The organism is Paraburkholderia humisilvae (genome assembly GCF_902859855.1).
GTDB classification, from domain to species: domain Bacteria; phylum Pseudomonadota; class Gammaproteobacteria; order Burkholderiales; family Burkholderiaceae; genus Paraburkholderia; species Paraburkholderia humisilvae.
In genome coordinates this window covers 21,688-46,462 of sequence record NZ_CADIKH010000044.1, presented here as the reverse complement: position 1 = coordinate 46,462, position 24,775 = coordinate 21,688, and the positions used below count along the sequence as shown (strand labels likewise).

The 24,775-nt window shown below is 60.2% G+C and carries 20 protein-coding genes; 10 read left to right on the top strand and 10 right to left on the bottom strand.

Annotation, left to right across the window (positions count from 1 at the left end; translation table 11 throughout):
- The first annotated feature begins 38 nt into the window (after positions 1-38).
- The 3 genes from HV796_RS30985 to HV796_RS30975 all read left to right on the top strand — a co-directional run bounded on the left by HV796_RS30985 (position 39) and on the right by HV796_RS30975 (position 3,333).
- Positions 39-2,222: a GNAT family N-acetyltransferase gene (locus tag HV796_RS30985; RefSeq protein ID WP_175231481.1), complete on the top strand. Its 2,184-nt coding sequence runs from the start codon at positions 39-41 to the stop codon at positions 2,220-2,222.
- Positions 2,223-2,273: 51 nt separating this feature from the next.
- Positions 2,274-2,960 carry a hypothetical protein gene (locus HV796_RS30980; protein ID WP_175231480.1) on the top strand — a complete coding sequence of 229 codons (687 nt, stop codon included), beginning with the start codon at positions 2,274-2,276 and terminating at the stop codon, positions 2,958-2,960.
- 73 nt (positions 2,961-3,033) lie between these two features.
- Positions 3,034-3,333: a hypothetical protein gene (locus tag HV796_RS30975; protein WP_175231477.1), complete on the top strand. Its 300-nt coding sequence runs from the start codon at positions 3,034-3,036 to the stop codon at positions 3,331-3,333.
- Here HV796_RS30975 and HV796_RS30970 read toward each other — a convergent pair.
- Positions 3,299-4,450 carry an MFS transporter gene (locus tag HV796_RS30970; RefSeq protein WP_175231475.1) on the bottom strand — a complete coding sequence of 384 codons (1,152 nt, stop codon included), beginning with the start codon at positions 4,448-4,450 and terminating at the stop codon, positions 3,299-3,301. The genes HV796_RS30975 and HV796_RS30970 overlap by 35 nt on opposite strands.
- A 33-nt stretch (positions 4,451-4,483) precedes the next feature.
- Positions 4,484-5,266, bottom strand: a complete 783-nt coding sequence (locus HV796_RS30965; protein WP_175231472.1) for a DeoR/GlpR family DNA-binding transcription regulator — start codon at positions 5,264-5,266, stop codon at positions 4,484-4,486.
- 280 nt (positions 5,267-5,546) lie between these two features.
- Here HV796_RS30965 and HV796_RS30960 point away from each other — a divergent pair, with 280 nt between their 5' ends.
- Positions 5,547-5,948: a BON domain-containing protein gene (locus HV796_RS30960; RefSeq protein WP_246356129.1), complete on the top strand. Its 402-nt coding sequence runs from the start codon at positions 5,547-5,549 to the stop codon at positions 5,946-5,948.
- Between the two features lie 78 nt (positions 5,949-6,026).
- On the opposite strand, the gene HV796_RS30955 is transcribed toward HV796_RS30960, so the two are convergent.
- Together HV796_RS30955 and HV796_RS30950 are read right to left on the bottom strand one after the other, a co-directional pair.
- Positions 6,027-7,166 carry a porin gene (locus tag HV796_RS30955; RefSeq protein WP_175231468.1) on the bottom strand — a complete coding sequence of 380 codons (1,140 nt, stop codon included), beginning with the start codon at positions 7,164-7,166 and terminating at the stop codon, positions 6,027-6,029.
- 141 nt (positions 7,167-7,307) lie between these two features.
- Positions 7,308-7,979: a carboxymuconolactone decarboxylase family protein gene (locus HV796_RS30950; RefSeq protein WP_217478039.1), complete on the bottom strand. Its 672-nt coding sequence runs from the start codon at positions 7,977-7,979 to the stop codon at positions 7,308-7,310.
- A 555-nt stretch (positions 7,980-8,534) separates the two neighbouring features.
- Between HV796_RS30950 and HV796_RS30945 the strand changes: the two genes are divergently transcribed.
- A complete protein-coding gene (locus HV796_RS30945) occupies positions 8,535-9,092 on the top strand; it encodes a carboxymuconolactone decarboxylase family protein (protein WP_175231466.1) in 558 nt (185 codons plus the stop codon).
- A 44-nt stretch (positions 9,093-9,136) separates the two neighbouring features.
- Positions 9,137-9,979 carry a helix-turn-helix domain-containing protein gene (locus HV796_RS30940; protein WP_175231463.1) on the top strand — a complete coding sequence of 281 codons (843 nt, stop codon included), beginning with the start codon at positions 9,137-9,139 and terminating at the stop codon, positions 9,977-9,979.
- 110 nt (positions 9,980-10,089) lie between these two features.
- On the opposite strand, the gene fusA is transcribed toward HV796_RS30940, so the two are convergent.
- On the bottom strand, positions 10,090-12,141 hold the full coding sequence (gene fusA / locus HV796_RS30935; protein ID WP_175231460.1) for an elongation factor G: 2,052 nt from the start codon (positions 12,139-12,141) through the stop codon (positions 10,090-10,092).
- A 315-nt stretch (positions 12,142-12,456) separates the two neighbouring features.
- Here fusA and HV796_RS30930 point away from each other — a divergent pair, with 315 nt between their 5' ends.
- Both HV796_RS30930 and HV796_RS30925 read left to right on the top strand, forming a co-directional pair.
- On the top strand, positions 12,457-13,476 hold the full coding sequence (locus HV796_RS30930; protein ID WP_175231523.1) for a D-cysteine desulfhydrase family protein: 1,020 nt from the start codon (positions 12,457-12,459) through the stop codon (positions 13,474-13,476).
- A gap of 208 nt (positions 13,477-13,684) precedes the next feature.
- Positions 13,685-14,671: a 2-keto-3-deoxygluconate permease gene (locus tag HV796_RS30925; RefSeq protein WP_175231457.1), complete on the top strand. Its 987-nt coding sequence runs from the start codon at positions 13,685-13,687 to the stop codon at positions 14,669-14,671.
- A gap of 39 nt (positions 14,672-14,710) precedes the next feature.
- Here HV796_RS30925 and HV796_RS30920 read toward each other — a convergent pair whose 3' ends face one another.
- The gene (locus tag HV796_RS30920; protein WP_175231455.1) at positions 14,711-15,073 is read right to left on the bottom strand and encodes a winged helix-turn-helix transcriptional regulator; all 363 of its coding nucleotides are present in this window, start codon (positions 15,071-15,073) and stop codon (positions 14,711-14,713) included.
- A 143-nt stretch (positions 15,074-15,216) separates the two neighbouring features.
- Between HV796_RS30920 and HV796_RS30915 the strand changes: the two genes are divergently transcribed.
- On the top strand, positions 15,217-16,224 hold the full coding sequence (locus HV796_RS30915) for a zinc-dependent alcohol dehydrogenase family protein (RefSeq protein WP_175231452.1): 1,008 nt from the start codon (positions 15,217-15,219) through the stop codon (positions 16,222-16,224).
- Positions 16,225-16,423: 199 nt separating this feature from the next.
- Here the strand turns inward: HV796_RS30915 and HV796_RS30910 are convergent, their stop codons facing one another.
- The 3 genes from HV796_RS30910 to HV796_RS30900 all read right to left on the bottom strand — a co-directional run bounded on the left by HV796_RS30910 (position 16,424) and on the right by HV796_RS30900 (position 23,561).
- Positions 16,424-17,596: a hypothetical protein gene (locus HV796_RS30910; protein WP_175231450.1), complete on the bottom strand. Its 1,173-nt coding sequence runs from the start codon at positions 17,594-17,596 to the stop codon at positions 16,424-16,426.
- The gene (locus HV796_RS30905) at positions 17,593-22,080 is read right to left on the bottom strand and encodes an nSTAND1 domain-containing NTPase (RefSeq protein WP_175231447.1); all 4,488 of its coding nucleotides are present in this window, start codon (positions 22,078-22,080) and stop codon (positions 17,593-17,595) included. The genes HV796_RS30910 and HV796_RS30905 overlap by 4 nt, the downstream gene beginning before the upstream one ends.
- Before the next feature lie 293 nt (positions 22,081-22,373).
- A complete protein-coding gene (locus HV796_RS30900; RefSeq protein ID WP_246356128.1) occupies positions 22,374-23,561 on the bottom strand; it encodes a sensor histidine kinase in 1,188 nt (395 codons plus the stop codon).
- Positions 23,562-23,888: 327 nt separating this feature from the next.
- Between HV796_RS30900 and HV796_RS30895 the strand changes: the two genes are divergently transcribed.
- Entirely contained in the window at positions 23,889-24,494 is a 606-nt protein-coding gene (locus HV796_RS30895) for a LysE family translocator (protein WP_175231446.1), read from the top strand.
- A gap of 35 nt (positions 24,495-24,529) precedes the next feature.
- On the opposite strand, the gene HV796_RS30890 is transcribed toward HV796_RS30895, so the two are convergent.
- The gene (locus HV796_RS30890) at positions 24,530-24,700 is read right to left on the bottom strand and encodes a hypothetical protein (protein ID WP_175231443.1); all 171 of its coding nucleotides are present in this window, start codon (positions 24,698-24,700) and stop codon (positions 24,530-24,532) included.
- Positions 24,701-24,775 lie beyond the last annotated feature (75 nt).

Sequence of the window (24,775 nt, the reverse complement as noted above, 5' to 3'; positions counted from 1 at the left end):
TCGCCGCACCGGTCGCTAACTGTACGGGGAGAGAGGCAATGTCCGCATTGCAGACTTATGCGCAGCGCGAAGCTGAAACCGTATTCGTCGCAGGCATGACGGATTCGCGAGCCCATGAGTTGCCGCAGTCGTTCGACCAGTTCGCAGCAAGCGCGCAGACAGTCGACGCGCTCGCCGATGCGATGGCGACGCCGGCACTCGCCACGGCATGGGCGGATGCCATCGTGTGTTACTGGGAGGGCGAACTGGCGGACGGTCGTATTCGCACTGACCGGCCCATCTACCTGCTCGATCTCGCGCCGGCCTATGGTCGTCTTGCATGGCTGATGCTGCAGGCACTGGAGGAACGGCTGCCGGGCAGTGCGGCCGCGATGCTCGACTTCCGCTATGTCGCCTGTGAAGACGAGGAGGGCGACGCGATGGAGGAAAAAACGCAAGAAAACGCGCATCGAAAAGCGCATCGAAAAGTGCATGGCGCATGGACGCGGCTTGCGGCGAAGCGCCGATTCACATTCGCGCGATGGCGCGGCACAGTCGGTTCCGCGTTGCTGATCGCGGACACCGAACTGGCGATCTCCAGCGCTGCTAACCCCGTCGTGCTGCTCGCTCCCGGTTTGTTTGAGCGGCAGCCGTCGAGGCTCTTTGCCGCGCATCGGGGCAAGTGGATGCAAGGGTGTTACACGCGCGAGCCCGGTGCAAGCTCGTCGGGTGAGCAATTGGACGATGCGCTGAGCTGCGAGTGGCACGAGATGCGCACCGGCGCGATGGATGCATCGTGCGAGCCGCTGGCCGTGCATTACATTGCCCATCTGCCGAGCGCGGCGGTGCTTCTGCCCGCTGTGACGTTTGCGATGCTCGATGCACTCAGCCGGTTCTGCGGACGTGCCGGCTATCTGCTGCTAGCAACGGCACATGGCGTATGCACCGAGCGGCAACTGCGCACCAACGCGTTGTGGCCGAGCTCGGCACGGCTGCATCAGGACGCGCCACAGCCGGTGAATTTTCACGCGCTCGCGATGTACCACCAGACGAAGGGTGCCGCCGTCTACGCGCGCCAGCTCGCGGACCACGGTCTGGTGGCCTACGCGGCGTGGTGGCGTCCGAGCGAACCGCCGCCCGAGCGATGCATGGCTACGCTGCGTACGTGCCTCGATGCGCATCACCCGGATGACAGCGCACATCTTGCGGCTTCGGCGGAAGCACTCGCGGAAGTCGCTCCGCCTGAGGCGCTGCTCGCGTTGCTGCGCTTGTCTCGCCATGATGCCCGAGTGCTAGGGCGGCTGATTTCCGGCTATGGCGACAGGCCACTGTGTCTGACGGACAGCGAGCTTCACGCGTGGCGTGCCGCGGTCTTCAGCGTCTGGCAGCGTCATGCGCCTGGTGTCCTGGACCCGATGCTGGACCGCCAACTGGGCCTGCTGGCGATGCGCGTCGGAAACTGGGGACTCGCTAGCGAGATATTTCGCACCGGTCTCATGCACAACGCCGACGACGTCGCCGCGCACTACTACCTCGCGCGTTGCCTTGTAGTCACCGGATATCTCAACGATGCAATCACGCACGCTGCCACGGCGCTAGCGCTCGACCCGACCCATCGTGCATGCGTTGCGCTATGCCGTTTGCTGCGCCGGCGTGACGCAAGCTGGCGATCATTGCGGGCGTATCAGTCTTCGCTTGCCCGCGATCGCGACCTGTGCATCGAGCCGCTTTGCAGCGGACATGTTGATGCATTGCTCGACCACTTGCTCAGTGATCCTCATATCGCGTTGATGGCGAACCTGCCCGACATGACGAACCGCCAGCAGGTGCTCGAGTGGCTGGACGGCGAATCGCACGAAGCAGGACGCTGCAGTTATGCAGTCGTGCAGGCGGATCAAGGGCCGATCGGCGTCGTGAGTTACCGGCGAGTCGCGTCGGCTGCGTACTTCTATTTCTGGGTCGGCGCTGGCGTGCAGGGCGCCGGGCTCGGTTCGCGCGCAGCGCGTTTGCTCCTCGCGCAGGCTGAGGCGGCGGGCGTGACCGATATGTTCACGTCGACGTTTGTCGACAACATTCGCTCGTCGCGCGCGCTGGTTCGCGTCGGGTTCGAGCCGCTCGTTGTGGAGGCGGCCGATGACCGCGTGAGCTATTTCCATGCGTCGCTGGTGGATCGCGGCGCGAGCATCGGCGATTTCATCGAACAGTTGACCGGGCTTTGCGAGTCGATCGACTCGCCGGTCTAGCGCTTGTGCCGCTTTAATTGTTGTCAAACCTGACCGACGAAGGAGGTGAAGATGAAAGATGATGACCATAGTCCACGTGGAAGCGGAAAACCCGTCAGTCTACTGACGCTCGCATTGCGTCAACAGGAGGAAGCTCCGCCCCGAACGCGCCGCGCGAGGAGCAATGCATTTCACAATGAGGCGGACCATCAGCGACAAACCGGGCTGGACATCCACCAGCTTCGCCGCGAATGGGCGCAGGAAGCAATCAGTCAGAAAGGTGCGCAAACGCAGGTATATCTGCATGCCCTGACTCGAAAAGGGGAAGCGGAAGTCAGGCAGAAAGGATTGCTGACCAAAAATCAGAGAGGGGTCAAGTTCACTCCCGATTACGAGTCAACCAATAACAGCACTGACGTATTCGTGGGTGGACCTAACGTCATGCGACAACATTTTGGGGCTGGGATAGAGTCACGGTCGCGCTATGTTCATGTCATTGGGGATCCGGCGCACTTCGTGCCGGATAGCGACTACAACAAGACCCTCAAAGGCAACAACGACTCGGTGAGTTACGTAGGGGGCATCCCGCCACTTAGGGATGCACGCGCAGGCGACACAGGTCCGAAATCCTTTATGGAGCCGATGTCGCCCAACACCAAAGCCGGAGCAAGCCGATACATGGCTGGCGTGGAGGGTTTTGGCAATGAAGCTGAAGCCGAGATCAAGCGGAAATTCAAGGCCCGATTCGACGACAAATGAAATAGCGCTATCCGTCGCAGCAGACGGCATGTGGGAACGGTCGCCCATATACCCATTTACGTTGGGCGACCGGATGAGTCATCGACAGCCGATGCCGCTCGAGCGCAAGCTATTTTGCCGTTTTATACCAGGCCGGCAATACGGCGTTCACTGCATCAAGCCGCTTCTTGCGCGAGCGCGGCGCGACGGCAATCTGAAGACCGAGGTCGCGTCGATCTATCCGCTTGCCGATCTGCGTACCGCGCTTGCCGCGGCCGGCGTGGGCGGCCGCAATGGCAAGGTGTGCTCGATCTCAGGGGCGTCTAGCTCAAGCGTCGGCAAGGCGACCTGTGAACCGTTCACGTTCGAACTTCCTGCGGCCGGTTTGCGGTGACCAGGCTGGCGCAGCACGGGACGAGACAGAGCAGGCCAGCCAATAGCCAGAATGCGCCTGACAATCCCACTCCACTGGCGACGAAGCCCACGCCTGCCGGGCCGACCAGAATTCCCGCATAACCGGTCGTGGTGATCGCCGCGACCGCGAGCGCGGAGGGCATCGCGCGTTGCGAGCCCGCGCGGCGAAACAGCACCGGCACGACATTCGATGCGCCGAGGCCGATCAGGACAAAGCCGGTCATCGCAATCACGGCGATCGGCGCAGTCAGCAGGACGACAAAGCCAGCAGTCGCGAGCAGACCTCCCCAGAACATCATGGACCGGTCGCCGACGCGTGCGGTCAGGGCGTCGCCGCCTAGCCGGCCTGCAGTCATCGCAATGGAGAACAGCACGTAACCCAATCCTCCCTGGGTCGCGGCGACCAGTCCCGCACCGGTGATAAGCAGTGCGCTCCAGTCAAGCAGTGCGCCTTCGACGAGAAACGTGATCCCTGTGAGCGCGGCAAGCAACAGCACGATGCCGCGCGGCACAACGAACAACGGACCGTCATGCGCGCGGGCCGTTTCGATCAGACGTGGCCGTGCGATGGCGACCGCCGCGAGCATCAGTGCGGCACACGGCAAGGTGCTCGCAAGCGTTCCGATGTGCATCGACAGTAAAAAGGTCATCGACATGGAGCCGGCAAATCCCCCGACGCTGAACAGCGCATGAAACCCGGACATCAAAGGCCGGCCCTCGGCACGCTCGACTTCGACTGCATGGATATTCATCGCGACATCCAGTGAGCCGAGCGACGCGCCAAAAGCGAGCAAAGCGATACCGAGGGTGAACGGTGTGTCGGCAACGGTCAGCAACGGCAGGATCACAGCCAGTCCTAATCCTCCGGCGGCGATGATCGGCTTGCTGCCGTATCGCGCGCTGAGCGCGCCCGTGATCACCATCGCGATAACCGACCCGAGGCCGATACAAAGCAGCAGCATGCCGAGCACGCCGTCACCGACGCCCAGACGCTGCTTGGCGTACGGCACGAGCGGCGCCCAGCACGCGACACCGAAGCCAGCCACCAGGAACGCGAGGCGGGTGGCGAATCGGGCGGACGGTTGGCGGGAAGTCATTGCATCAGGCTCCATGCGGTAGGGGCCACACATTTAGAGGCTTGCCGGCGGCTCGGCCTTCAGTACGGACAGGCCCGCTTTCGACAAGGCCACCTGCTCCGCGCGCGGCAGGTCGTGTTCGACGATCACGCAGCCGATCGCCTTGATTGCCGCGACCCGGTGAGGCGCGCGGGTGTTGAACTTGTCGGTGATTGCAAGCACCACGCTGTGCTGGCTGGCCGCGAGGACCGCGCGTTTGAACGTCGCATCGGCAAGACCGAATGCGCTGATGCCGCCTTTTGGCGATATCGCACACGAGCCGATGAAGCATCGATCGATATTCAATTGCTCGACGTTCTGCACGGCACTCGCATCGACGCATCCGCCCACTGCCGGATCGACCGAGCCGCCGATCATGATGAGATGCAGATCGGCTCGACGAAGCACGGCAGCGGCGATGTCGATGGAATTGGTTGCCACGGTGAGTTCGCATTCCTCAGGCAACAGGTCGACGAGCGCGAGATTGGTGCTGCCGCTATCAAGGAACAGGAGTTCGCCCGGTTGAATGAGGGGCACGGCCGAGCGGGCCAACGCGGACTTGCGCTCGCGCGCAACGTCCATCCGGTTCGCCATGGGGGCCGACGCAGGGGTGATTGGCAATGCGCCGCCGTAGACCCGGCGGCAACGCCCTTCGGCCGCCAGTGCGCGGAGGTCGCGCCGGATCGCGTCTTCGGAGAGATTGAATTCGACAGCGAGCGCGGCCGCTACGACGGGCTGGCCTTGTGCGAGCCGATTCGCGATCTCGTCGCGTCGGGCGAGGGGGAGTTCGTCATTCATGCCCGCATGTTAACGTGCATGAACAAGAAAGTAAACGTGCACAATTGTGCAACGTGTGAGATGACGCGTTGATCGTCCGCCTGGAAAAAGCGATTTTCAGCGATGTCGCATGGGGGGATTCAAGTCAATTTGTCTGGACAATTTTAGTGAGGCGATTTTCGTTATTTAACGGCATACTCGGCTGACCGGGCATCGCTGTCGACGCGATTCTTTGTATGTGTTTTCGCTGTGGTCCAGACGTTAGCTTTCGTCAGCGCACTCCTCGGCTGGCGTCGCAACAATGGGAAAAGGAGGAAGCGTGAATACAAACGGCATAAGCAAAATAATCGGCGCAACGTTAGCCGTGGCCATCGCGACTTGCGCGACCTATGCGGCCGCACAAACCAGCGTGAGCCCGCCTGCCGACGTGTCCGCGCAAAGGCCGCCAGCCGGCCCGCCTGCGCATCGAAACAGTTCGGATAGTGCGTTGGTTCGCGACGTTCGCCGGGCCCTCTCGCGCTCATCGGGAGTAAATTCCACGGGCATTCATGTCACCGCCCGGCAGGGCATCGTCACGTTGACGGGGTGGGTGCCGCAGCGATCACAGGTCGAGCGGGCCGGCAGCGTAGCGCGGTCAGTGCGCGGCGTCAGGTCGGTATCGAACAGATTGACGGTGCGAACGCGCCACGGCAGCGGCAGTTGAGCGACGGGTGCGATCGCCCGCCTGTCTGATCGGACCAGACCGCGTGCGTGCGCGATGAGACGCGCACGCAGGGCTCAATCAGAAGTGAACGCGCATGCCTGCGATGCCGACGATCTGATTGCCGGTCGACGAAGCACCGCCCGAGTTGTAGACGAACGCCGTGTAGTTGTGGCCACTCACGTGCTGGTAGACACTCTCAAGATAAACATCGGTACGCTTGGAAAGGCTGTACACCGTTTGCAGCCCAAGCTGGTTCCACTTGGGCGATGAGCCGAAGGTCGATGTGTTGGTCACGTGACCATCGGTGAACACATATTCAACGCCCAGCGAGAGCTGCGGCAATACGAAGTACTTCGCGTTGACCTCGTAGTTATCAAAGCGCACCGAGCCATTGTTCGAGCCGAACGACGTCGAGCCCTCAAACTGGGTGTGGGTGTACACGAAGCCGACCTTCGCCTTGCCAAAGTCGTAGTTCACGCCCGCGCCGACGATGCGTTGCACGTCGGCGCCAAGTACGAACCCGGCGGTGTTGTTCGCCTGCGACTCGTTCACGTCGAGCGCGCCGGCGCTGTTAATCGTCGTGTTCTTCGAGCCGTTGATCTGGTAGTAGGCCACGCCCGCACTCAACGGTCCGCCACTGTAGCCGAGGCCGGCGCTATACGCGCGGTTTAGCGCAAAGTCGGTGCTATTGGAGAACGCGTATTGCGCCTCGAACTTCAGGCCGTGGTACACCGGGCTGACATACTTGGCCGTGTTGCTTAGACGGAACGAGTGAATCATGTCGTCGTTGTCAAACGGATGGGCGAATGCGGTATCGCCGAAGGCCAGGGCCGTGGCCGAGAGTGGAATCAGTGTGTCGGTAAACGCGTCGTACTGACGGCCGAACGAGACCGCGCCGTAATGGTCGCTGCTCAATCCGACGTATGCCTGGCGGCCGAATAGCCGTCCATCCTGCCCGGACTTGCCGTTGTTGATGTTAAAGCCGCCCTCGAGTACGAAGATCGCGTGCAGGCCGCTGCCCAGATCTTCGCTGCCGCGCAGGCCGAAGCGGCTGCCATTGATATTTCCGCTTGTCTGGCGCAGCAGCGATCCGCTACCCGCGTTATTCGTGTATTGCAGACCCGCGTCCAGTATTCCGTATAGCGTTACGGAGCTTTGTGCATGGGCAATCGGTGCCGCGCACAGCGCGGAGCACGCTACAACGATTCTCTTCTTCATTACTCTCTTGTCTCCATGTCAGAGTCTGCAAAACAGCTAGACTCTGGGTGATTACAGGTAGCGAGTGTACGAGGCGACTTGATGATTGGGAAATGCACGTTCCGCAATTAGAAATTGCTCAAATTGAAACGTTGACTACCGTTAGCGAGGTATGCCGTGTTTTCTTAGGAGCGTTGCGAAGAAAGGCATTGTTTGACGAATTGATTCATTAAATTGAAGAGACGCGAACGCGCGGACAGTTGATTGCCGAATGTCACTCGTACGTGAGAATCGGCAATCAAACTTTGGTCCGATCAAGCCTAAACCGGCGGAAAGTCCAGGTCCGTGGGCCGCAAAGCTGTTCAGATAGTTGGTGAATACCACCAGCGCGACATTCGCGACAATCTCAATCATGGTGCTGTCGGATAAGCCTGCTTCACGTGCCTTTGCGAGGTCTGTGTCGCTCACGTGTCCGCGCTGTTGTGCAATTGCTCTGGCAAGCGCGGCAACCGCACCTCCTTCGCCGTTGCGCGCCGCTCGAATTGCTTCGCCCGTGAGCCCAGCGTTTCCGGCCAATACGGTATGCGCGGCAAGGCAATATTCGCAGCCGCCGACCTGCGAGACCGCCAAGGCGATGCTTTCCTTCTCGGCCACGCTTAAATTGCCCTTGCCCAGCGGCTGTTGCATTTGAAAGAACGCGCCAAACGCTGCTTGCGAGTTCGCTAGCGTGCCAAATATGTTTGGCACGGAACCGGTCGCTTTTTCAAGCGCTTGAAGTTGCTGCTGAGTGGACGTCGGGGCTTGACTAACTGAAAGAGCTGGAATGCGTGCCATGTGGTCATTTCCTTGAGTGAGTGAATCGGGGATCACACGAATCGCCGTGTGTCCTGCGTCGTTTGGCCGTTGTTCGCGGCACCTGGAACTGTAAGAGCCGTCGACACGTTCGGTAATGCCAATGCGACGCAAGAAATTGCTCAATCGACTCACGGCGGCTGGACGCCTACCTGAGTGGCTGCGTTTGCGGTGCAATACGCCCGATAGAATTAACCGGTAATCATCCGATTGATGAATTACAGGCGTTACATTCAAAATAGTCTTGAGTTATGTTTCGCAATTAGTATGGATATCCTGGTAATAGGTGAATAGTCAGGATGACGGATGCCGGCGGCGTTTATCTACAACTCGGGCGACGCCTCTTCCACCGGTACCCAGGTGGCGGGCATCGCGGGGCTACGGCTCCACTTCTAACGGGGGGCGGCGGGCGCGCAATCGCAAGCTTCGCTGGACGCGCGGCGATTACATGCGATGTAATTGGCACGCGCAACGGTCCCGTCTACTCTTTGGCTGTCGCGCCGCCAATCCGGCTGCGCTCACTACCAAGGAACCGTCATGTCCCGCTATCCCACTTACACGATCGAATCCGCCCCCGCGCACTCGAAGCCGGTCCTCGAGCAACTGCACCAGGCGTTCGGCCTGATTCCGAACATCGCGGCCAAAATGGCCGCTTCACCGGTGCTGATCAACGGTTTTATCGGCCTGTTCGAGCGTGTGCATTCGAGCAGCCTCACGGAGCCGCAGATCCAGACACTGCTGCTGACCAACGCGGTCACCAACGCCAGCGAATGGCCCGTTGCGTTTCATACGGCGCTTGCATTGAAACAAGGTGTACGTGCCGAGGATGTCGAGGCGATCCGCGATGGCGGCTTACCCGCTGACGTCGAACTGGCCGCGTTGTCCCTGCTCGCGCGCACGCTGATCGAAAAACGCGGCCGTCTCGCCGATTCGGATCAGCGTCGCTTCTTCGAAGCGGGCTTCAGCGCCGAACAGATGCTGGAAGTTATCGCGGTCGTTGCCGCATCGACTATCACGAACTACACCAGCAGCGTGACCGAGCCGGCCCTCGAGGCGCCGTTCGAGGAATTTGCGTGGCATGCGTCAGCATCCTGAGTCCGTTGCGTTATATTGATTCTCCTCTCTATTAGCGAAATGCGATGAGCACTGCTCGTCCCCATCCGAATATGCCGCAGGGAGAACTTGGGAATTTGTTGCGCTATTGGCGCGACGTGCGTGGCATGAGTCAGCTCGATCTGTCGCTCGAGGCCGGTGTCTCGCAAAGGCAGATCAGCTTTATCGAAAGCGGGCGCAGCGTGCCGGGGAGGGACACGCTGCTGACCCTCGCGCAAACGCTGGATGTGCCGATGCGCGAGCGCAATGCACTGCTGCTCGCGGCTGGCTACGCACCCGTGTATTCGGAGGCGCCGTGGAACGCACAGGAAATGCATAGTGTGATCCGCGCGCTGGAACGTGTCGTTCGCCAGCATGAGCCGTTTCCGGCGATCGTGATGGACCGCCACTGGAACGTGCTGATGACCAACGACGCGGCGCCTCGTTTTTTCAATCACTTTATCGACCTGGGCTCACGAGAAAGCCCGCGTAACATGCTGCGTCTGATTCTCGATCCGCATGGAATGCGTCCGTATGTGGCGGATTGGGAGAATGTTGCACGAAGCTTGCTGCAACGGGTGCATCGTGAATCGGTCGGCCACGTGCTGGACGACAAGACCCGGCATCTGCTCGATGAACTGCTTGCCTATCCAGACGTTCCGCGCGACTGGAAGACGTATCGTGGGCCGTCTGCAGCGAATATGCCGGTCATTCCGATGGGCTTTATCAGCGACGGAGTCGTGCTTCGCTATTTCTCGATGGTCACCACCGTTGGTGCGCCGCAAACCGTTGCGGCGCAGGAACTGCGCCTGGAATGCATGTTCCCTGCCGATGACGAAACGGAAGCGCAGCACACGGCGTTGTTCGCCGCGCATTCAAAGCACCGTTGAGGCGCTTGCGGGCGTTCCGCTGCGCGCCGGCGCTGCCTCGATACAGCCACCCATCGTGGCAGTACGCTTGCTGAAAGTGCTTTCACTTTGCGATGCGATCAGGATGACGTCTATGCAGTTCCGTCATCGCCCTGCTTTCTATGTTTCGACACGATCCGCTCCTGCTGCGCGGGCAGCACCGGATCATAGTGGCTAAGCTGGATGCTGTAGTTGCCGTGTCCGCCAGCAATGGCGTTCAGACGCGATTGATAGTCGTTGAGTTCGGACAACGGAACCTGTCCAACCACCACCACGGCGTTGCCCGTGGCGGTGCGTGTGCCGTGCACCTGTCCACGTCGCGCGGACAGATCGCCGATGATGTCGCCCATCGTGGCTTCCGGCGTCATCACCTCGATGTCCACGATCGGCTCAAGCAGCACGGGCTGCGCTTTCAGCACCGCATCGATAAAGGCCTTGCGCCCTGCGCAGACGAATGCCACTTCCTTGGAATCAACCGGGTGGCTCTTGCCGTCAAACACGGTGACGCGCACGTCTTGCATCGGGAAGCCGCCAAGCGGCCCGCTATCGATCACCTGCTGGATGCCCTTTTCCACGGCGGGAATGAACTGGCCCGGGATCGCACCACCCTTGACCACATCGACGAACTCGAAGCCCGTCCCGCGCGGCAGCGGCTCGATGCGTAGCATCACTTCGCCGAATTGCCCGGCGCCCCCGGTTTGTTTCTTATGGCGGCAATGTCCCTCGGCCTTGGTGCCGATGGTTTCCCGGTACGCGATCGTCGGTGGATGCGTGACGACGTCGAGCTTGTACTGGTCGGACAGCCGCTCGAGCATCAGGCGCAGGTGCAATTCGCCGAGGCCCCGTATCACTGTCTCGTTGGTGCCGGCCGGGTGTTCGATTCGCAGACACGGGTCTTCCGCACTCAGCTTTTGCAGAATTTCCCAGAGTCGCTGTTCGTTGCCGCGCCGCGCGGGCTCGATCGCCAGACCATAGATGGGCGTCGGGAAATGGAGCGGAGTCAGATGGATGTTGCCGTCCTCGGGGGCGTCGTGCAGCACCGTATCGAAGCCGATCTCGTCGACCTTGGCTGTGGCGCAGATATCCCCCGGCCCGGCTTGTGTGATGTCCACGTGCTCTTTGCCTTGCAGCAACATCAGATGGGCGACCCTGAACGGCTGGCGCCGGTCACCGATATAAAGCTGGCTGTCGCGCCGGATTGTGCCCTGATGGATGCGAAACACGGCCAATTTTCCGATGTAAGGGTCCATGACGATTTTGAATGCGTGGGCCAATACATGCCTGTTCGCGACCGGTTCGGCGCGCACGACTTCCTTGCGGCCGCCATCGTCGCGATAGAAGAGCGGTGGGTTACCTTCCACGGGCGCGGGTAGCAGTCGGACGAACACGTCGAGCAATTCCGCGATGCCGGCGCCGTTGGCCGCTGATGTGAAACAGATCGGCACCAGGTGACCTTCGCGCAGCGCCCGCTCGAACGGTTCGTGCAACTGCTCCGGGCTGATCGCTTCGCCTTGTTCCAGATAAAGCTCCATCAACGCGGGGTCGATCTCGATCACCTGATCGACCAGTGTATTGTGCGCCGCCGCAATGGAGAGGAAATCAGCGTCACCGGCCGGGTTGAAAAAGCAATCCACCACGTGGCGGCCGCCTTGCGCCGGCAGGTTGATCGGCAGGCATCGCTTGCCGAAAGCGGTCTGGATTTGCGTGAGAAGCCCTGCCAGGTCGATCTTTTCGCGATCGATGCCATTCACGATGATCATTCTGCAAAGCTTGCGCTCCTCGGCCCACGTCATCATGTGCCGGGTGGTCATTTCGATGCCGGTTTGTGCGTTGATAACGATGGCGGCCGTCTCCACCGCGGGCAGGGCGCTGATCGACAGGCCGGAAAAGTCCGGATATCCCGGCGTATCCAGCATATAGATGCGGGTGTCCCGGTAATGCAGATGGACGACGGCGGAGTTCAGCGAGTGATGATATTTTCGTTCGAGCGGGTCGAAATCGCAGACTGTCGTGCCGCGCTCGACGCTGCCGGGCGAATGTACCGCTCCGCCCCGGTGCAGCAGCGCTTCGATAAGCGATGTTTTACCGCATCCGGCATGTCCGATAAGGGCGACGGTGCGGATCGCGTCAGGACTGTACTGCATGGGTGCCCCCATCCAGTGTTGTACGTAGCGCATTATTGGCGAAAACGCGCGGGTGTGCCATAGGCGTAATCGTTCGGTCCGTGGTCGCGTCCACACTCGTTGGACAACGCGCGCGTCTGGGGAGCGGTGGCCTATCGTGACCGTTCGCCATCGGACGACGCTGGGTCATTCAGCGTTCCGAACCGATAGTCGTTGAGTTGGAGAGTGTCGTAGTGCACCTGAGGATCATATCGTCCATCGGCGATGGTCACTCGTACGTGATATATAGGGTAATGAGTGATCACCCTCGTCGCCTATTCAACCTTCCACCCCGCAATGAACGCTACAACCTTACCTAGGCTCAATCTCTCCACGTTCCCGCGTCATGCCCTTCTCGAAGGCCCGACTCCCATTCAGCCGCTGTCTCGCTTGAGCGCTCGTCTAGGCGGCGCGAGCATTTATGTCAAAAGAGACGATCTGAATGGATTGGGCGGTGGCGGCAACAAGCTAAGGAAGCTTGAATTTCTGATCGGGGAAGCATTGGCTACAGGCGCGGATACCATCATTACAGTGGGTGCGCGGCAGTCGAATCACGCCCGGCTCACGGCCGCCGCAGCCGCGCGCATGGGTCTCAAATGCGAACTGGTGCTGACAAGGACGGTGCCTCGATTCGACAGCGACTATCTGGAGAATGGAAATATTCTGCTCGATGCATTGTTTGACGTGCGCGTGCATGATCTGTCGGGCTCGGCCAATGCGCTGCAATTTGCCGAAGATCGCGCGAGCGAACTGCGCGCGCAGGGACGCAAGGTCTACGTGTGCCCGCTCGGCGGTTCGAGTGCTGTCGGCTGTTTGGGCTATGCGGATTGTGCGGCCGAAATACTGGCACAGTCGACGCAAGCGGGTTTGTCTTTTGATCGCATCGTCGTGCCCAATGGAAGCGGTGGCATGCAAGCGGGACTGCTTGCGGGATTTGCCGCGCTCGGCGTGAAAACGCCAGTCATTGCCGCGTACACCGTGCTTGGCGATGCTGAGCGCGCACGCTCCATTACGCTTGATAAAGCCAATCAGACGGTCCGGCTCATCAACGAGAATCTGCATGTTGAAGCCGACGCTATTTCGATTGACGGAGAGCAACTCGGGCCGGGTTACGGCATTCCGACCGACGGCATGCGCGAGGCGGTTCGTCTGCTGGCATCGACCGAAGGTCTTCTGCTCGATCCGGTGTATGGCGGCAAGGCATTTGCGGGTCTCGTCAAGGATGTCACTTCCGGGAAGTACGCGGCCGGAGAAAACATTCTGTTCATCATGACAGGCGGACTGCCCGGATTGTTTGCCTACCGGAGCGAGTTCTAGAGGAATCCGCTCTCGCGGTCGAGCTGCTGTCGCCGCGGCCCATCACGGCAATCGTCATCCGCACAACAGCGCGCGCAAAGTGGCCACCCAATCCAGGTGGCCTGACCAATTTGCGCCGTCCCCGTCGCGCAACCACCCTATGCGGGCATTGACAGTAGCGCCCCCGGCCGGCAAATCCGGATGCGCGGTTCGACGGAGACAATTCGACATGAAGATCAAGGAAGCCATCGAGAAATTTCCCGGTGGCATGATGGTGATCCCCTTGCTGTGGGGCAGCCTGCTCAACACATACTTCCCGCACGTACTTTCGATCGGCAGCTTTTCGACGTCACTCGCGCATGGCGCGTTGCCGATTCTTGCGGTGTTCTTTGTCTGCATGGGCGCTGAAATCCAGCTGAAAACCGCGCCGCGCGCATTGAAAAACGGCGCGGCGATCACGCTTTCGAAGCTCGCGAGCGGCGTAGCGCTTGGCTTGCTCGTGAGCTACGTGTTCAAGGGGAAACCGATATTCGGATTGTCCGGCATGGCGATTATCGCGGCCACGACCAATGCGAACATGGGCCTTTACGCGGCGCTTACCAAACAGTTCGGTGATGAGGTGGACCGTGGCGCGCTTGCGGTACTGTCGATTCTCGAGGGTCCATTCGTCACGATGGTTGCGCTTGGCATGTCCGGGCTTGCGAAAATCCCGTTCATCGAGTTGCTTGCGACGATCCTGCCCATCCTGATTGGCATGGCGCTCGGCAATCTCGATCGCAACATGCGCATGTTTCTCAAATCCGGCGGGGACCTGTTGATCCCGTTTTTCGCATTCGGCCTCGGCGCGCAGATCAACCTGCATGCGATTCTCGCTGCTGGCGTGCCGGGCATTCTGCTTGGGCTGGTGACGCTCGTCGTCGGCAGCATCGTGAATATCGCTGCGTCGCGGCTTACCGGCGGTACTGGCGTCGGCGGCGCCGCCGTGTCGACGACTGCCGGTAACGCGGTCGCGACACCGACCGCCATCGCGGCTGTCGATCCGCATCTCGCGTCGCTGATTGCTGTTGCGACGCCTCAGATTGCCGCATCGACGATTGTCACGTCGCTGCTCACGCCGCTGTTGACCGCGCTGTATGCGAAGAAATTCAAAGTCCGTCGAAAGGCAGCCGACAGCGATTCGGCACCACCGCTTGCCAAGCCGGCAGATGCGCCATAAACGGGCGTCGCGACGCGCGCGGTCGGGTCGTCGATTCAGCTATGCATCGATGACCTCGGACTGCTGGTTCGATAGCTCGCGTTCCCGATATGACTGACCCCAGTCGCGCAGACTGATCAACACCGGCGCGAGCGATTTCCCAAGCGGCGTCAGCGTGTATTCGACCTTCGGCGGAACCTGCGGAAACATGTGCCGTTCGATGACACCGTCCGCCTCCAGCTCGCGAAGTTGCAGAGTCAGCATGCGCTGTGTCGTGTTCGGCATCAGCCGCGTGAGTTCCATGAAGCGTTTCTTCCCGTGCAGCAGATGAAACAGGATAAGGGGTTTCCACAGGCCGCCAATGACGGACAGCGTGATTTCAACCGCGCAGCCGCTCTTGCCGTCCAGACGTTTGATACGCATCGGATCGTACCTACAAAATTGATAGTACCGGTGCCGATTGTACGTTCTTGCGGTAAACGACGTTCGCTTCGACAATCGCTCCATCGCAGCATCGCCGCGCACGGTTCGCGGCGCTCCTCCCCTCTGACCAAGGAACTGTTTCGATGAAAGCGATCACCCTGCGCCAACCAGCCGGACTGGATCAACTTCAACGGGTCGAGCTCGCGGAGCCCGGCGAACCCGGCCCCGGCGAAATCCGCGTGCGCATCCACGCGAGCTCGCTGAATTTCCATGATCTCGGTGTGGTCACGGGGCGGCACCGCAACGTCGACGGCCGCATCCCGATGTCCGACGGCGCCGGCGTGGTCGAAGCGGTTGGTGATGGCGTCGGCGAATTCGCGGTCGGCGACGCGGTCGTGTCGACCTTCTTCCCCACCTGGCTGGACGGCGGCCCCACGCTGTCGAACTTCGCGACTGTGCCCGGTGACGGCGTCGATGGCTACGCGCGCGAGCGGGTCATTCGGCCCGCACACTGGTTCACCCATGCGCCGCGCGGCTACAGCCACCACGAGGCGGCGACGCTGACGACCGCGGGACTGACCGCGTGGCGTGCGCTCGTCGTCGATGCGCGGTTGAAAGCGGGCGATACGGTGCTCGTGCTCGGCACCGGCGGCGTATCGATCTTCGCGCTGCAGTTCGCGAAACGGATGGGCGCGACGGTGATCGCGACGTCGTCGTCTGACGAAAAGCTTGAGCGTGTTCGTGCGCTAGGCGCCGATCACACGATCAACTACCGGCGCGACGCGGACTGGGCCGCCAAGGTGCTCGACTGCACGAATGGCCGTGGTGTCGATCAGGTGATCGAGGTCGGCGGTGCCGACACGCTGGCGCAATCCATCCGTTCGTGCCGCACGGGTGGTCATATCGCGCTGATTGGCGTGCTGGCTGGCATTGCTGGACCGGTGCCGACGGTCGAGCTGATGCGACGCCAGCAGACGTTGCAGGGGTTAATCGTCGGCAGCCGCAGCCAGCAGCGTGACATGGTACGTGCGCTTGAAGCGATGGGCATCAAGCCGGTGATCGACCGCACGTTCCCGCTCGATGAAATCGCCGATGCATTCGCTCACCAGGCAGCGGGCAAGCATTTCGGGAAGCTTTGTTTATCGATCTGACGGGCTGCGTCGTGCAGTGACGGACGATGCGCAGCCAAGCGCATTGCGGGCGGGTTACGTGGGCGTCCGGTAGTGCGACGTACGTGAGCGTGTCGCCCGGGCGGTACGAAGGGTTCGCTTTTTTGCCGGCGATGCCATGCGGATATGACCCCGCTCGACCTTGCGGCATAAGGTGATGTACTTCGTGACACGATGAACGTCAGACAGGCCCGAGTTCCATCGCGTCATCCGTGGAAATCGCGATCCAGTCGAATAGCTCGGCGTTCATCAGTTGCTCGAAGTCAGTGACGGCCTCGGCTAGCGCGCCTAAGTCTTCGGCCTGCGGCGCATGCCCCGCCGATCCTAACTCCACGATATGCCGGTGCGTAACGAACCAATCGTCAATCTCGCGTATTTGCGCCCGATAGCGATGCCGGATACTCCGCTGATTTTGCCCAAGATATGCACTGGTCGAGGCTCCGGCGAGTCCGATAAAAATCAGCAACGCGAACACGGCGAGGCGGGTCGCGATCGAGTCATCACCGAGACCCACCAGCGAGCCGAACTTCACCAGCGCGGCCAGCGACGCGAGAAAGAAGAGGCCCACCATATAGACTTCTCGTCTATCGCGGTCATGTGAAATTCTTTCCACGGACGTGGTAAACCAGCTTTTCTGTCGCACAGGCCGGCGATTGAGATACAGAGTGAGCGCCTCGGGCCGGATAGTCACAGCCGATTTCAGCCGCGCATGAATCTCTTCGATCCTTTGGTCGGCAAAAGCAACCACTGCGTCCAGCAGGTCGCCGCGAGCAGGGGCCAATGCTTCGTTCGCATGGGCGTGAAATTCGTCGAACTGTGCGGATACCTGCTTCGCATCCCCGATCAGGATGAATTCCGTTTGCGCCCACTGCCGCAAAAATTCTGTCTTTGCGCGCTGCCTGATCCAGTCAACCCGATAACGCCCCGACCGCCGAAAGGCAATCGCGACGAGGAGCAAGGCGAAGATGTCGAGTGAGGCCGAGTAGACGTGAAAGAACTCCGACCCTGCCATAAAAGTCGCCGCCATTGCGGTGCCAACAAACGCGGCGAATAGCGTTGCAGAGGCACTGACCAGGTACGCGATGCAATAATCCTGAAGACGTTTCGCTTCCTGATGCTCGGCCTGGACAAGGTGGTAGAGGGCTGCGTCGGCGCTTGTGTTCTTTCCACCGCGCACCGACGCAAGGGTGCCACTGCCACTGACCTCGCCCGTCGGCTTCGATAGTTTGCGAACGCGGCGAAAACTCGCTCCACGGATGCGCATGGAAGACAGTCCGGCAATGCAGCAGACGAAGAACGCCGTACAGCCGCCGAAGATTGTGGGCACAACGATGTGCTCAAGATTTTCCATCATCCGAAGATTCCGACTGCGCCGTCCACTTCCACATGCATTTCACTAAGGACGGGTCTCGTTGAGATCATCTGCGTTTGTCCGACATAGACTGGCTCGGGGGCGGCATTCGTCGTGCCGTCGGACACAGGCGCCACCTTGATCGCGATTCGTATCAACGTGATGTACAGCGTGTCCTCGTAAAGCAATGAACAGTACGCATGCGCATAGTCGGGATGGCGACGACGTATCAGAACAGGCTTGAGGTGTCGCGCGGCCCTGAGCTTTTCGTCTTCGGTGACATCGGATCGCCAGGGAATCTGGTCGACGGACGTGACAATCTGGAAACGGCCGGCATCGCCACGAATGCAGAAATGCAGGAAGAAGCGAATATACGATTCCAATGCGCTCTCCGTGTCGGCGAGCCTGGCAAGAGCGGTGGCAATTGCGTTTGACGTCCAATCGAGCAAGACGGACGCGCCGTCGGGTCCGACGACCATAAACTGCTCGTTTTGCCCGCGCGAGTCGAGGCATTCGATCGCTAACAGTCGATGTCCGGGTAAAAAGCTGAGCGATGCGCTGCGCACCGTCCAACCACTCGGGTTGCCTGCAAAGCTACCATCGGGCGCCGTGCGGAATGCATCGGCAACCAGCTTCAGATCGGGTGCTCCAGCTGCCGAGAAACTGAGAAATTGAGCCCGCTCGGAGAGTTTCACCCGGCGCCACCACCACGGGAGCTCAGCGCCCGCGTCAACCAGACATGTTGCCACTGGGCCGTGGCCGTGACGAACGGCGAGTTCGGCGCCCTCGCTCAGGTCGGCGGGACGCAGAAGCCCCTTCGCCTGATTCAGAATTTCAGCAACGATCTCTGGCCGGCCTCCGAACGTCGCAGCCTTCAGGCACAGTGTCGCCTCCTTTTCATCAACTCCTTTGGCGAATTGTGTTCGAACTTCATCGACTGTTGGCGGAGAGAGCAACGGTGCATCCGGAATGGGATGCCGTACATCGGGAGCGCGGCCGACGCTGTCACCGCGCAGCGAGAGCAACCTGGCCAGCGCCCGCATGGAATACTTGCGTTCGAGCTCCTTCTGGCGAGTCTTCAACTTCGCCAGGCTGGGATGCTCGTCGATCCACGCCTTTAGCACGTCCTGCACATACTTGTTTTCATGAAGCATCGCGAGTTCCAGAACGTCTGCGCCCGCGGACTCCATTTCCAGATCTGCACCGGCCTTCAGTAACAGCAGAACAATTTTTGCGTATCCGTATTCCGCAGCAATGCCCAATGGCGTAACACCGTCACGCGCCTCGCGATTGACAAGGTTGGTTGCCGGTTCATTCAGGAGCAGCTCCACCATTCGCGAATCGCCCCTCCCGACGGCACGGTGCAGCGCGGATGATGTGCCGTCCGCGGACAAATCGACATGCGCGCCTTCTTCGACTAACGCTTTTGCGGAACGCCAGTCGCTGTTTAGAACCGCGTAGTCGATTGGCGCCAGACCAAATCGATCGAGAAGGTCCGGACTCGCGCCCAGTTCAAGCAATTTTCGAACAACACGAGCCCGCCGCGAATAGCACGCCCAATGAAGCGCCACTCGTCCTTTTTGATCTTGCGCATCCAGAAGCGCCTGACGACCCACGGGGTCGGCGACCGAGGCCGCCAGAAGTGAGATCGCGTCGACTTTGCCTACCAGTGCTGCAAAGTGCAACGCCGTCTCTCCGGCATGAGTGGCTGGCGAGGCCAGCGCACCATTGTCCAGCAGACATCTCACCACTTCGTCCGTGTCCACGTCCTCGGACCCACATGCAATCTGCAGCGCCGTATAACCGTCTTTGGTGCGGTGGTTGACAGGAATGCCCCGCTCCTTGATCAACTTGATCACAAGCGTGCAGTTTCCGGCGCGCGCGGCTTCGGTCAACGTGTTCCATCCCTCGGGAAGCTCGAAATCGATGGGCTGCCAGCGATTGAGGTATTCGATGATGTCGGCATGATTCTGCTGAATTGCCCAGACAAGCGCAGGCGTACCTTGCCAATTCACAGCGACGGGGTCGGCGTGACATTCTTCGATCAGAAACCTCGCGACTTCCAGGTTGCCGCCGAGCGCCGCTGCATGAACGACGGTGCATTGGTCTTCGTCGCGGCCAAGCGGGTTCGCGCCCATCTCGACCAGTGTCCTGACAAGCTGCGGGTGGCCTCCGATCGCCGCGACGAAGAGCGGCGTGACCAGCCGCGAGACGGTCTGATTGATGTAGCGGGGTCCATGTTCACCGGAAAGGTCATTGCTATCGCCCGTCACCGCGGCCCAAAATGCGGGAGTGAGCTGGTCGGGATCGGTACCGTTTTCATTTCCGCGGTAGCGCTGGTCAAGAATTGAACCTTTAATAGAACGAAGTTTTTTGAGCCTCTTCAGGCAAAAGTATATTTCCTTCAGTTGCCCGCCTCGAATCGCCTGGACCAGACGTTCCTGTTGGCCGACCTCGTCGCAGGCGGAAATATATTCGTTTAGCAGTATCAGCTGTTCCCTATCCAACTGCCGTCGAAACAGGTCAGGCCGCTCTGCGCGCAAGTCCTCAATTTCCTGGAGCCTTTCGGGACGAAGTCTGATTTCCCGGTCGATGCGTCCACGGTCAGACCACATTTGCGCTTCTCGCAGCAGGTCATCACGTACCGCGTAGTCGGCAAGGTTATTGGTCTGCCAGGTCTTCAAAGCCGGCCAGAGATCGAATAGCGTGTCATGCGCGAGCCGGACGACCGCGTCTTCAATGCCGCTCACGTGCAGTACGCGCGCTTCACTCGAAAGATGTGCGATAAGCCCGTCCATCTCGCAGTCGTTTCCGACCAGTGCGCTTCGTGGTACGGCTACCGAAACAAAGCGACCGTCACGGAACCCGGTGAGCTGACCGAACAAACGATGCAAGAGTGACTGGTTATACGTGGCGGAGACGCGTTCGACGAGCTTGGCGATGATCCCGGATAGCGGACCGGCCGCATCAAATTCCCTGTAGCCGATTTCCATGCGCGGTGTTGACCCATCGTCCGGCAACCTGAGCTTCTGCATCATCGCGGCAACAATCGGCAGCGCGGCGTCCTTGAATTCCTGTGCCTGCTGAGCGATGGTTCCAGCCAGAGTGGGATCGAGTTTGATGTTGGCTATCCTGGCGGGCTCGGTGATCATTTCGATGAGATCGTCCCGGCTCGGTGCGCCGAGCGCAAATCCAAAAGGTTTGCGTTTCTGCAGAATCGGCGTGATTTGTGGGGCCGTCGTGAATGCCCCGAGAAGGTCGGAGCGCAGGGTGGCCAGTACGATCACCCGTGGCGTCGACTCTGCCGCCGCGATCAGATTCAGGAACGGCTCGCGCCACGCCGATGCGGTCGACCAGATTTCCTCGAACTGGTTGACGGCAATAATCAGCCCGCTGCCTCCCTTGGGTAACCGGTTCAGCAGATGTTCCGTCAATGCGTCGCGCGCCTGCTCGATGCCCTGGATGCTCGCATTGCGCAAGGTATCGGCCAGTGCGTCACGATTGACTAACAGCCGTGCATTGGCATGCGTAAGGCATGACTCGACCAACCCGGTGAAGGGATCGGCCCGGTTCTCGCTAGGTTTGAAAAGGGCCCATGCCCATAGCGGCCGGTCCTCAAGAGCACGCTTGCGAAGAATATGGTGGAGCATGCCGGCCTGCAGAAGCGAAGACTTACCCACGCCCGACGGACCATGGATATAGATGAGCCGCAGTTCATCGTCGGCACGCAGACTATCGAGCATCGCGTCGCGTTGTTTGGTATGCCCGAAAAACAGGCTGCCCTCTGTGACAGTGAGTTCCCGAAGGCCAGGGTAAGGATAGCCTTCGAATTCGGCCATGGGGTCGGGCGGCAGGGGAGGCGGCGGCGGTGGTGGGCTGTCTTCGAGCAGTTCGTTGAAAGTTTTGAAGAGCCACGCATAAACGGTGTTTTGCAGATTGTCTGCCTGCTTGCGATCGACCCGCGTTATGCCGAGCGTTTTCCCGTTCTTTTCACCCAGAGACTTGAGAAAGCTTTGAAGCTTTTTGTGCGCTTGCTCCACGACCTTTTGTTCTTTTTCCAGTCGGCGGCGGGTCTCAGGTGTGCAGTCCTCCAGACTGTAGTCATCAAACTTTTCCCATATAAAAAACGCTTTCGGAGGTGGTGTCGGCCGTTCAAACGCCATCTCTATCTCGCGAAATGAAGACGAGGCAAAGTCTTGCTGCAGCATTCTTGTGCCGCGTTTGATCTTGAAGTACATCAGCAACACATCACAGTTGCCGGGATTGACGGGTTGCGATTCAATACCGGGCTGTATGTTTCCCGACGAGTCGGGAGGGACTTTGCCATCGGGTGAGTCCCAGTATTGAGCTTCGATATGGCACTCGCCATGAAACTGGTTGAGCAGCGGCCCTTTGGGTGCGAACAGACTGTAAAGACGTTTCTGGTCGCTTCGCGCATCGGTGGGGCCGCCTATGAATACTTTTATTAACTTGACCTTGTGTAGCACAGTGCCTCCCATTCCGTTTGCATGAGATCGCTCGGGAGGCGCTGCGCTCGATTCGACCACACAGGCTGATCTCGATCGCGTCAAGATTCAACTCCGCTGTGTCCATAAGTATGTGCGGTATCGCACATACCTTGTACCGCGATACGACGGGTGCGAGGATGCGGCGGCGCTCACTTCCATGCGGATCGGGGGCATTCGATCATCGCGCTACGCGTACATGGTTCGCCACGGAGGACGTGATGTGGAGCCATGTCGACCTCGTCGTCTTTTGGACCACCGTGCGGCTGCGACCGTTACCGATGGGCAACGGCCGAGGCAGCCGGAAGCGTGAAATAGAAGCGGGCACCACCATGAGCGGATCCCGCATCCGCCGCGATGTGTCCACCGTGGGCTTCGATGATCGAGCGGCAAATGGACAAACCCATACCCATGCCGCTTTCCTTTGTCGTGAAGAAGCGTTCGAACAGGCGCTCGATGTGCGCGGGGGCAACACCCGGGCCGCTATCCTCGACCGTGCAGCGTACTGTCGTGGTATTCGGCATCGCGGTTGAGATCGTGATTTTGCGCTCCGGGCTACCTGCCTGTTCCATCGCCTGTATTGCGTTGACGGCGAGGTTGACGATGACCTGTTGGACCTGAACGCGGTCAGCACGTACCTTCGGCGCTTCCCGATCGAACAGGTGAAACACGCTCACGCCGCGCGACTGAAGTTCGGGAGCGAGAAATACCAGTGCCTCCTCGATGAGCTCGTCGAGCGACACCAGCGTTTGCTCCGGTGTTTTCCGGATCGCCATCCCACGAATGCGGTCAATGATTTCCAGCGCACGGCGCGCTTCGGCCATCACACGTGTGGTGGCTTCGCGCGCCTCCACAATGTTGGGCGACGGGCCGTCGAGCCAGCGCAACTCGGCCTGCCCATTGATCGAGATGGCCGCGAGCGGCTGCTTCAGTTCATGCGCAATGGACGCCGCCAGCTCGCCTAGCATCGAGATACGCGCGGCGTGTGCGAAGTCGGCTTCTGCCCGTCGAAGCGCTTCCTCGGCCCGTGCGCGGGCAGCGAGTATCGTCATTCCGGCATGGACCAGGCCCGCCACCAGCAGCACCATGCCGGCGGTGAAAAAGCGATTGGTCCAGTCGATCGCGGCGATCGTTCGGTGACCTGCGGGTCCCGTTTTAATGATCAGAACAACGACCGCTAGCGTTGCGACTACCGCGGCACCACTCCACAGCCATCGGGTAGACCGGGTCCAGGCCAGCACGATGACAACGAACAGATACAATTTCGCAACGTTGAGCGAAACGGGCAAATGGCAGTCGAGGACGAAAGTGAGTACCGTGAGCGCGGCGGCGAGGATCACTGCCTGGTTGGGGGACATCTTCAAGATGTTCCATTTTTTTCTCAGTCCGCCGCCGAAACTGGACGCAAGCCCAATGCGTTCCGTGACCTGATGAATGCGAGATCCCGCCGTCTCGTTCAGCACGGTTGTCGCTCCTTCGGATGAGAGGGGCGCGCAACGCACCTCGACCGCTTCATCATACCCTTGTTGGGTGCCGGTTTCCGGGGGGAGTCCAGATGGATTGCAGCGCAACTCACATCACGATTCACATCACAACGGGCACAACGACAACCTCATCATGGGACCCGCTTGTCGACCCGCGTGCGTTTCGCCTGAGCCGCTTTAGCGACGGTTCGAAAATCACGATCGACGCCGGGTTCTGACAGGTAGACGCATTTTATGCGGCATCGTGCTCAAACTTACTGCCAGATTGCCGATATCCGATAGGTTCACACCAGTCCACACCAAGCAATGGTTCCACATTCAAATGCCGTACTGTTTCTGACGGGCACGCTCCTTGTGCTGATCATGCCAGGTCCGACCAACACGCTGCTGGCCGCCGCGGGGCTTAGGCTCGGGTTCAAGCCCGCCGTGCGGCTAACGGGCGCGGAGCTTGCCGGTTATCTCGTGTCGATTACGTTGTGGGGGGTTACTCTCGCGCAGGCCGCTCATATATCGGCAGTTTTACCGAAGCTCGTGCGCGTCGGCTGCTGTCTTTACATCGCGTATCTTGCGGTTCGAATGTGGCGCAGCGCAGTCGACCTTCCATCGTCGACGAGGTGGACGATCGGCATGCGCACGATGTTTTTCACGACGTTGCTCAATCCGAAAGCGATTCTGTTTGCGGGCACTATCTTCCCTGCCGCAGCGTTTCAGAGTCTGTCCGCATACTTCGCAACGATGGCGATTTTCGCGACCGTACTGATTCCAGTCGGCATGGGATGGGTCGCATTCGGCTCCGCGCTGGGCAGCAATCGGCCGATGTTCGTGAAGATCAAGCCGGAGCGCGTGCAGCAATGTGCGTCGGTCGTATTGGCGACATTTTCTTTCGTGCTCGCGTATTCGTTGTTTCGTTGATCGATAGCGTTCTCCGTTTTTTTCCACGCCTCAAGCTATCGCTGATCCCGCAGATCTTCGGCAACAATGGCGGCCAATGCGACGACACACACGCCGCAGAATATGGCGACCATTTCCGCAACGGCTGCCGCGATGCCAGGTGGCCCCGCGATCTCGATGAATCCGAGCGTGGCGCCGATGACGCTCCATCCCGCGACGACTGCCATTTCCGCCGCTGTCTCTCCTCTATTGGGTTGGGATTGGCGCGCACGCGTACTTTGCGACGTGCGACTCACCATTGG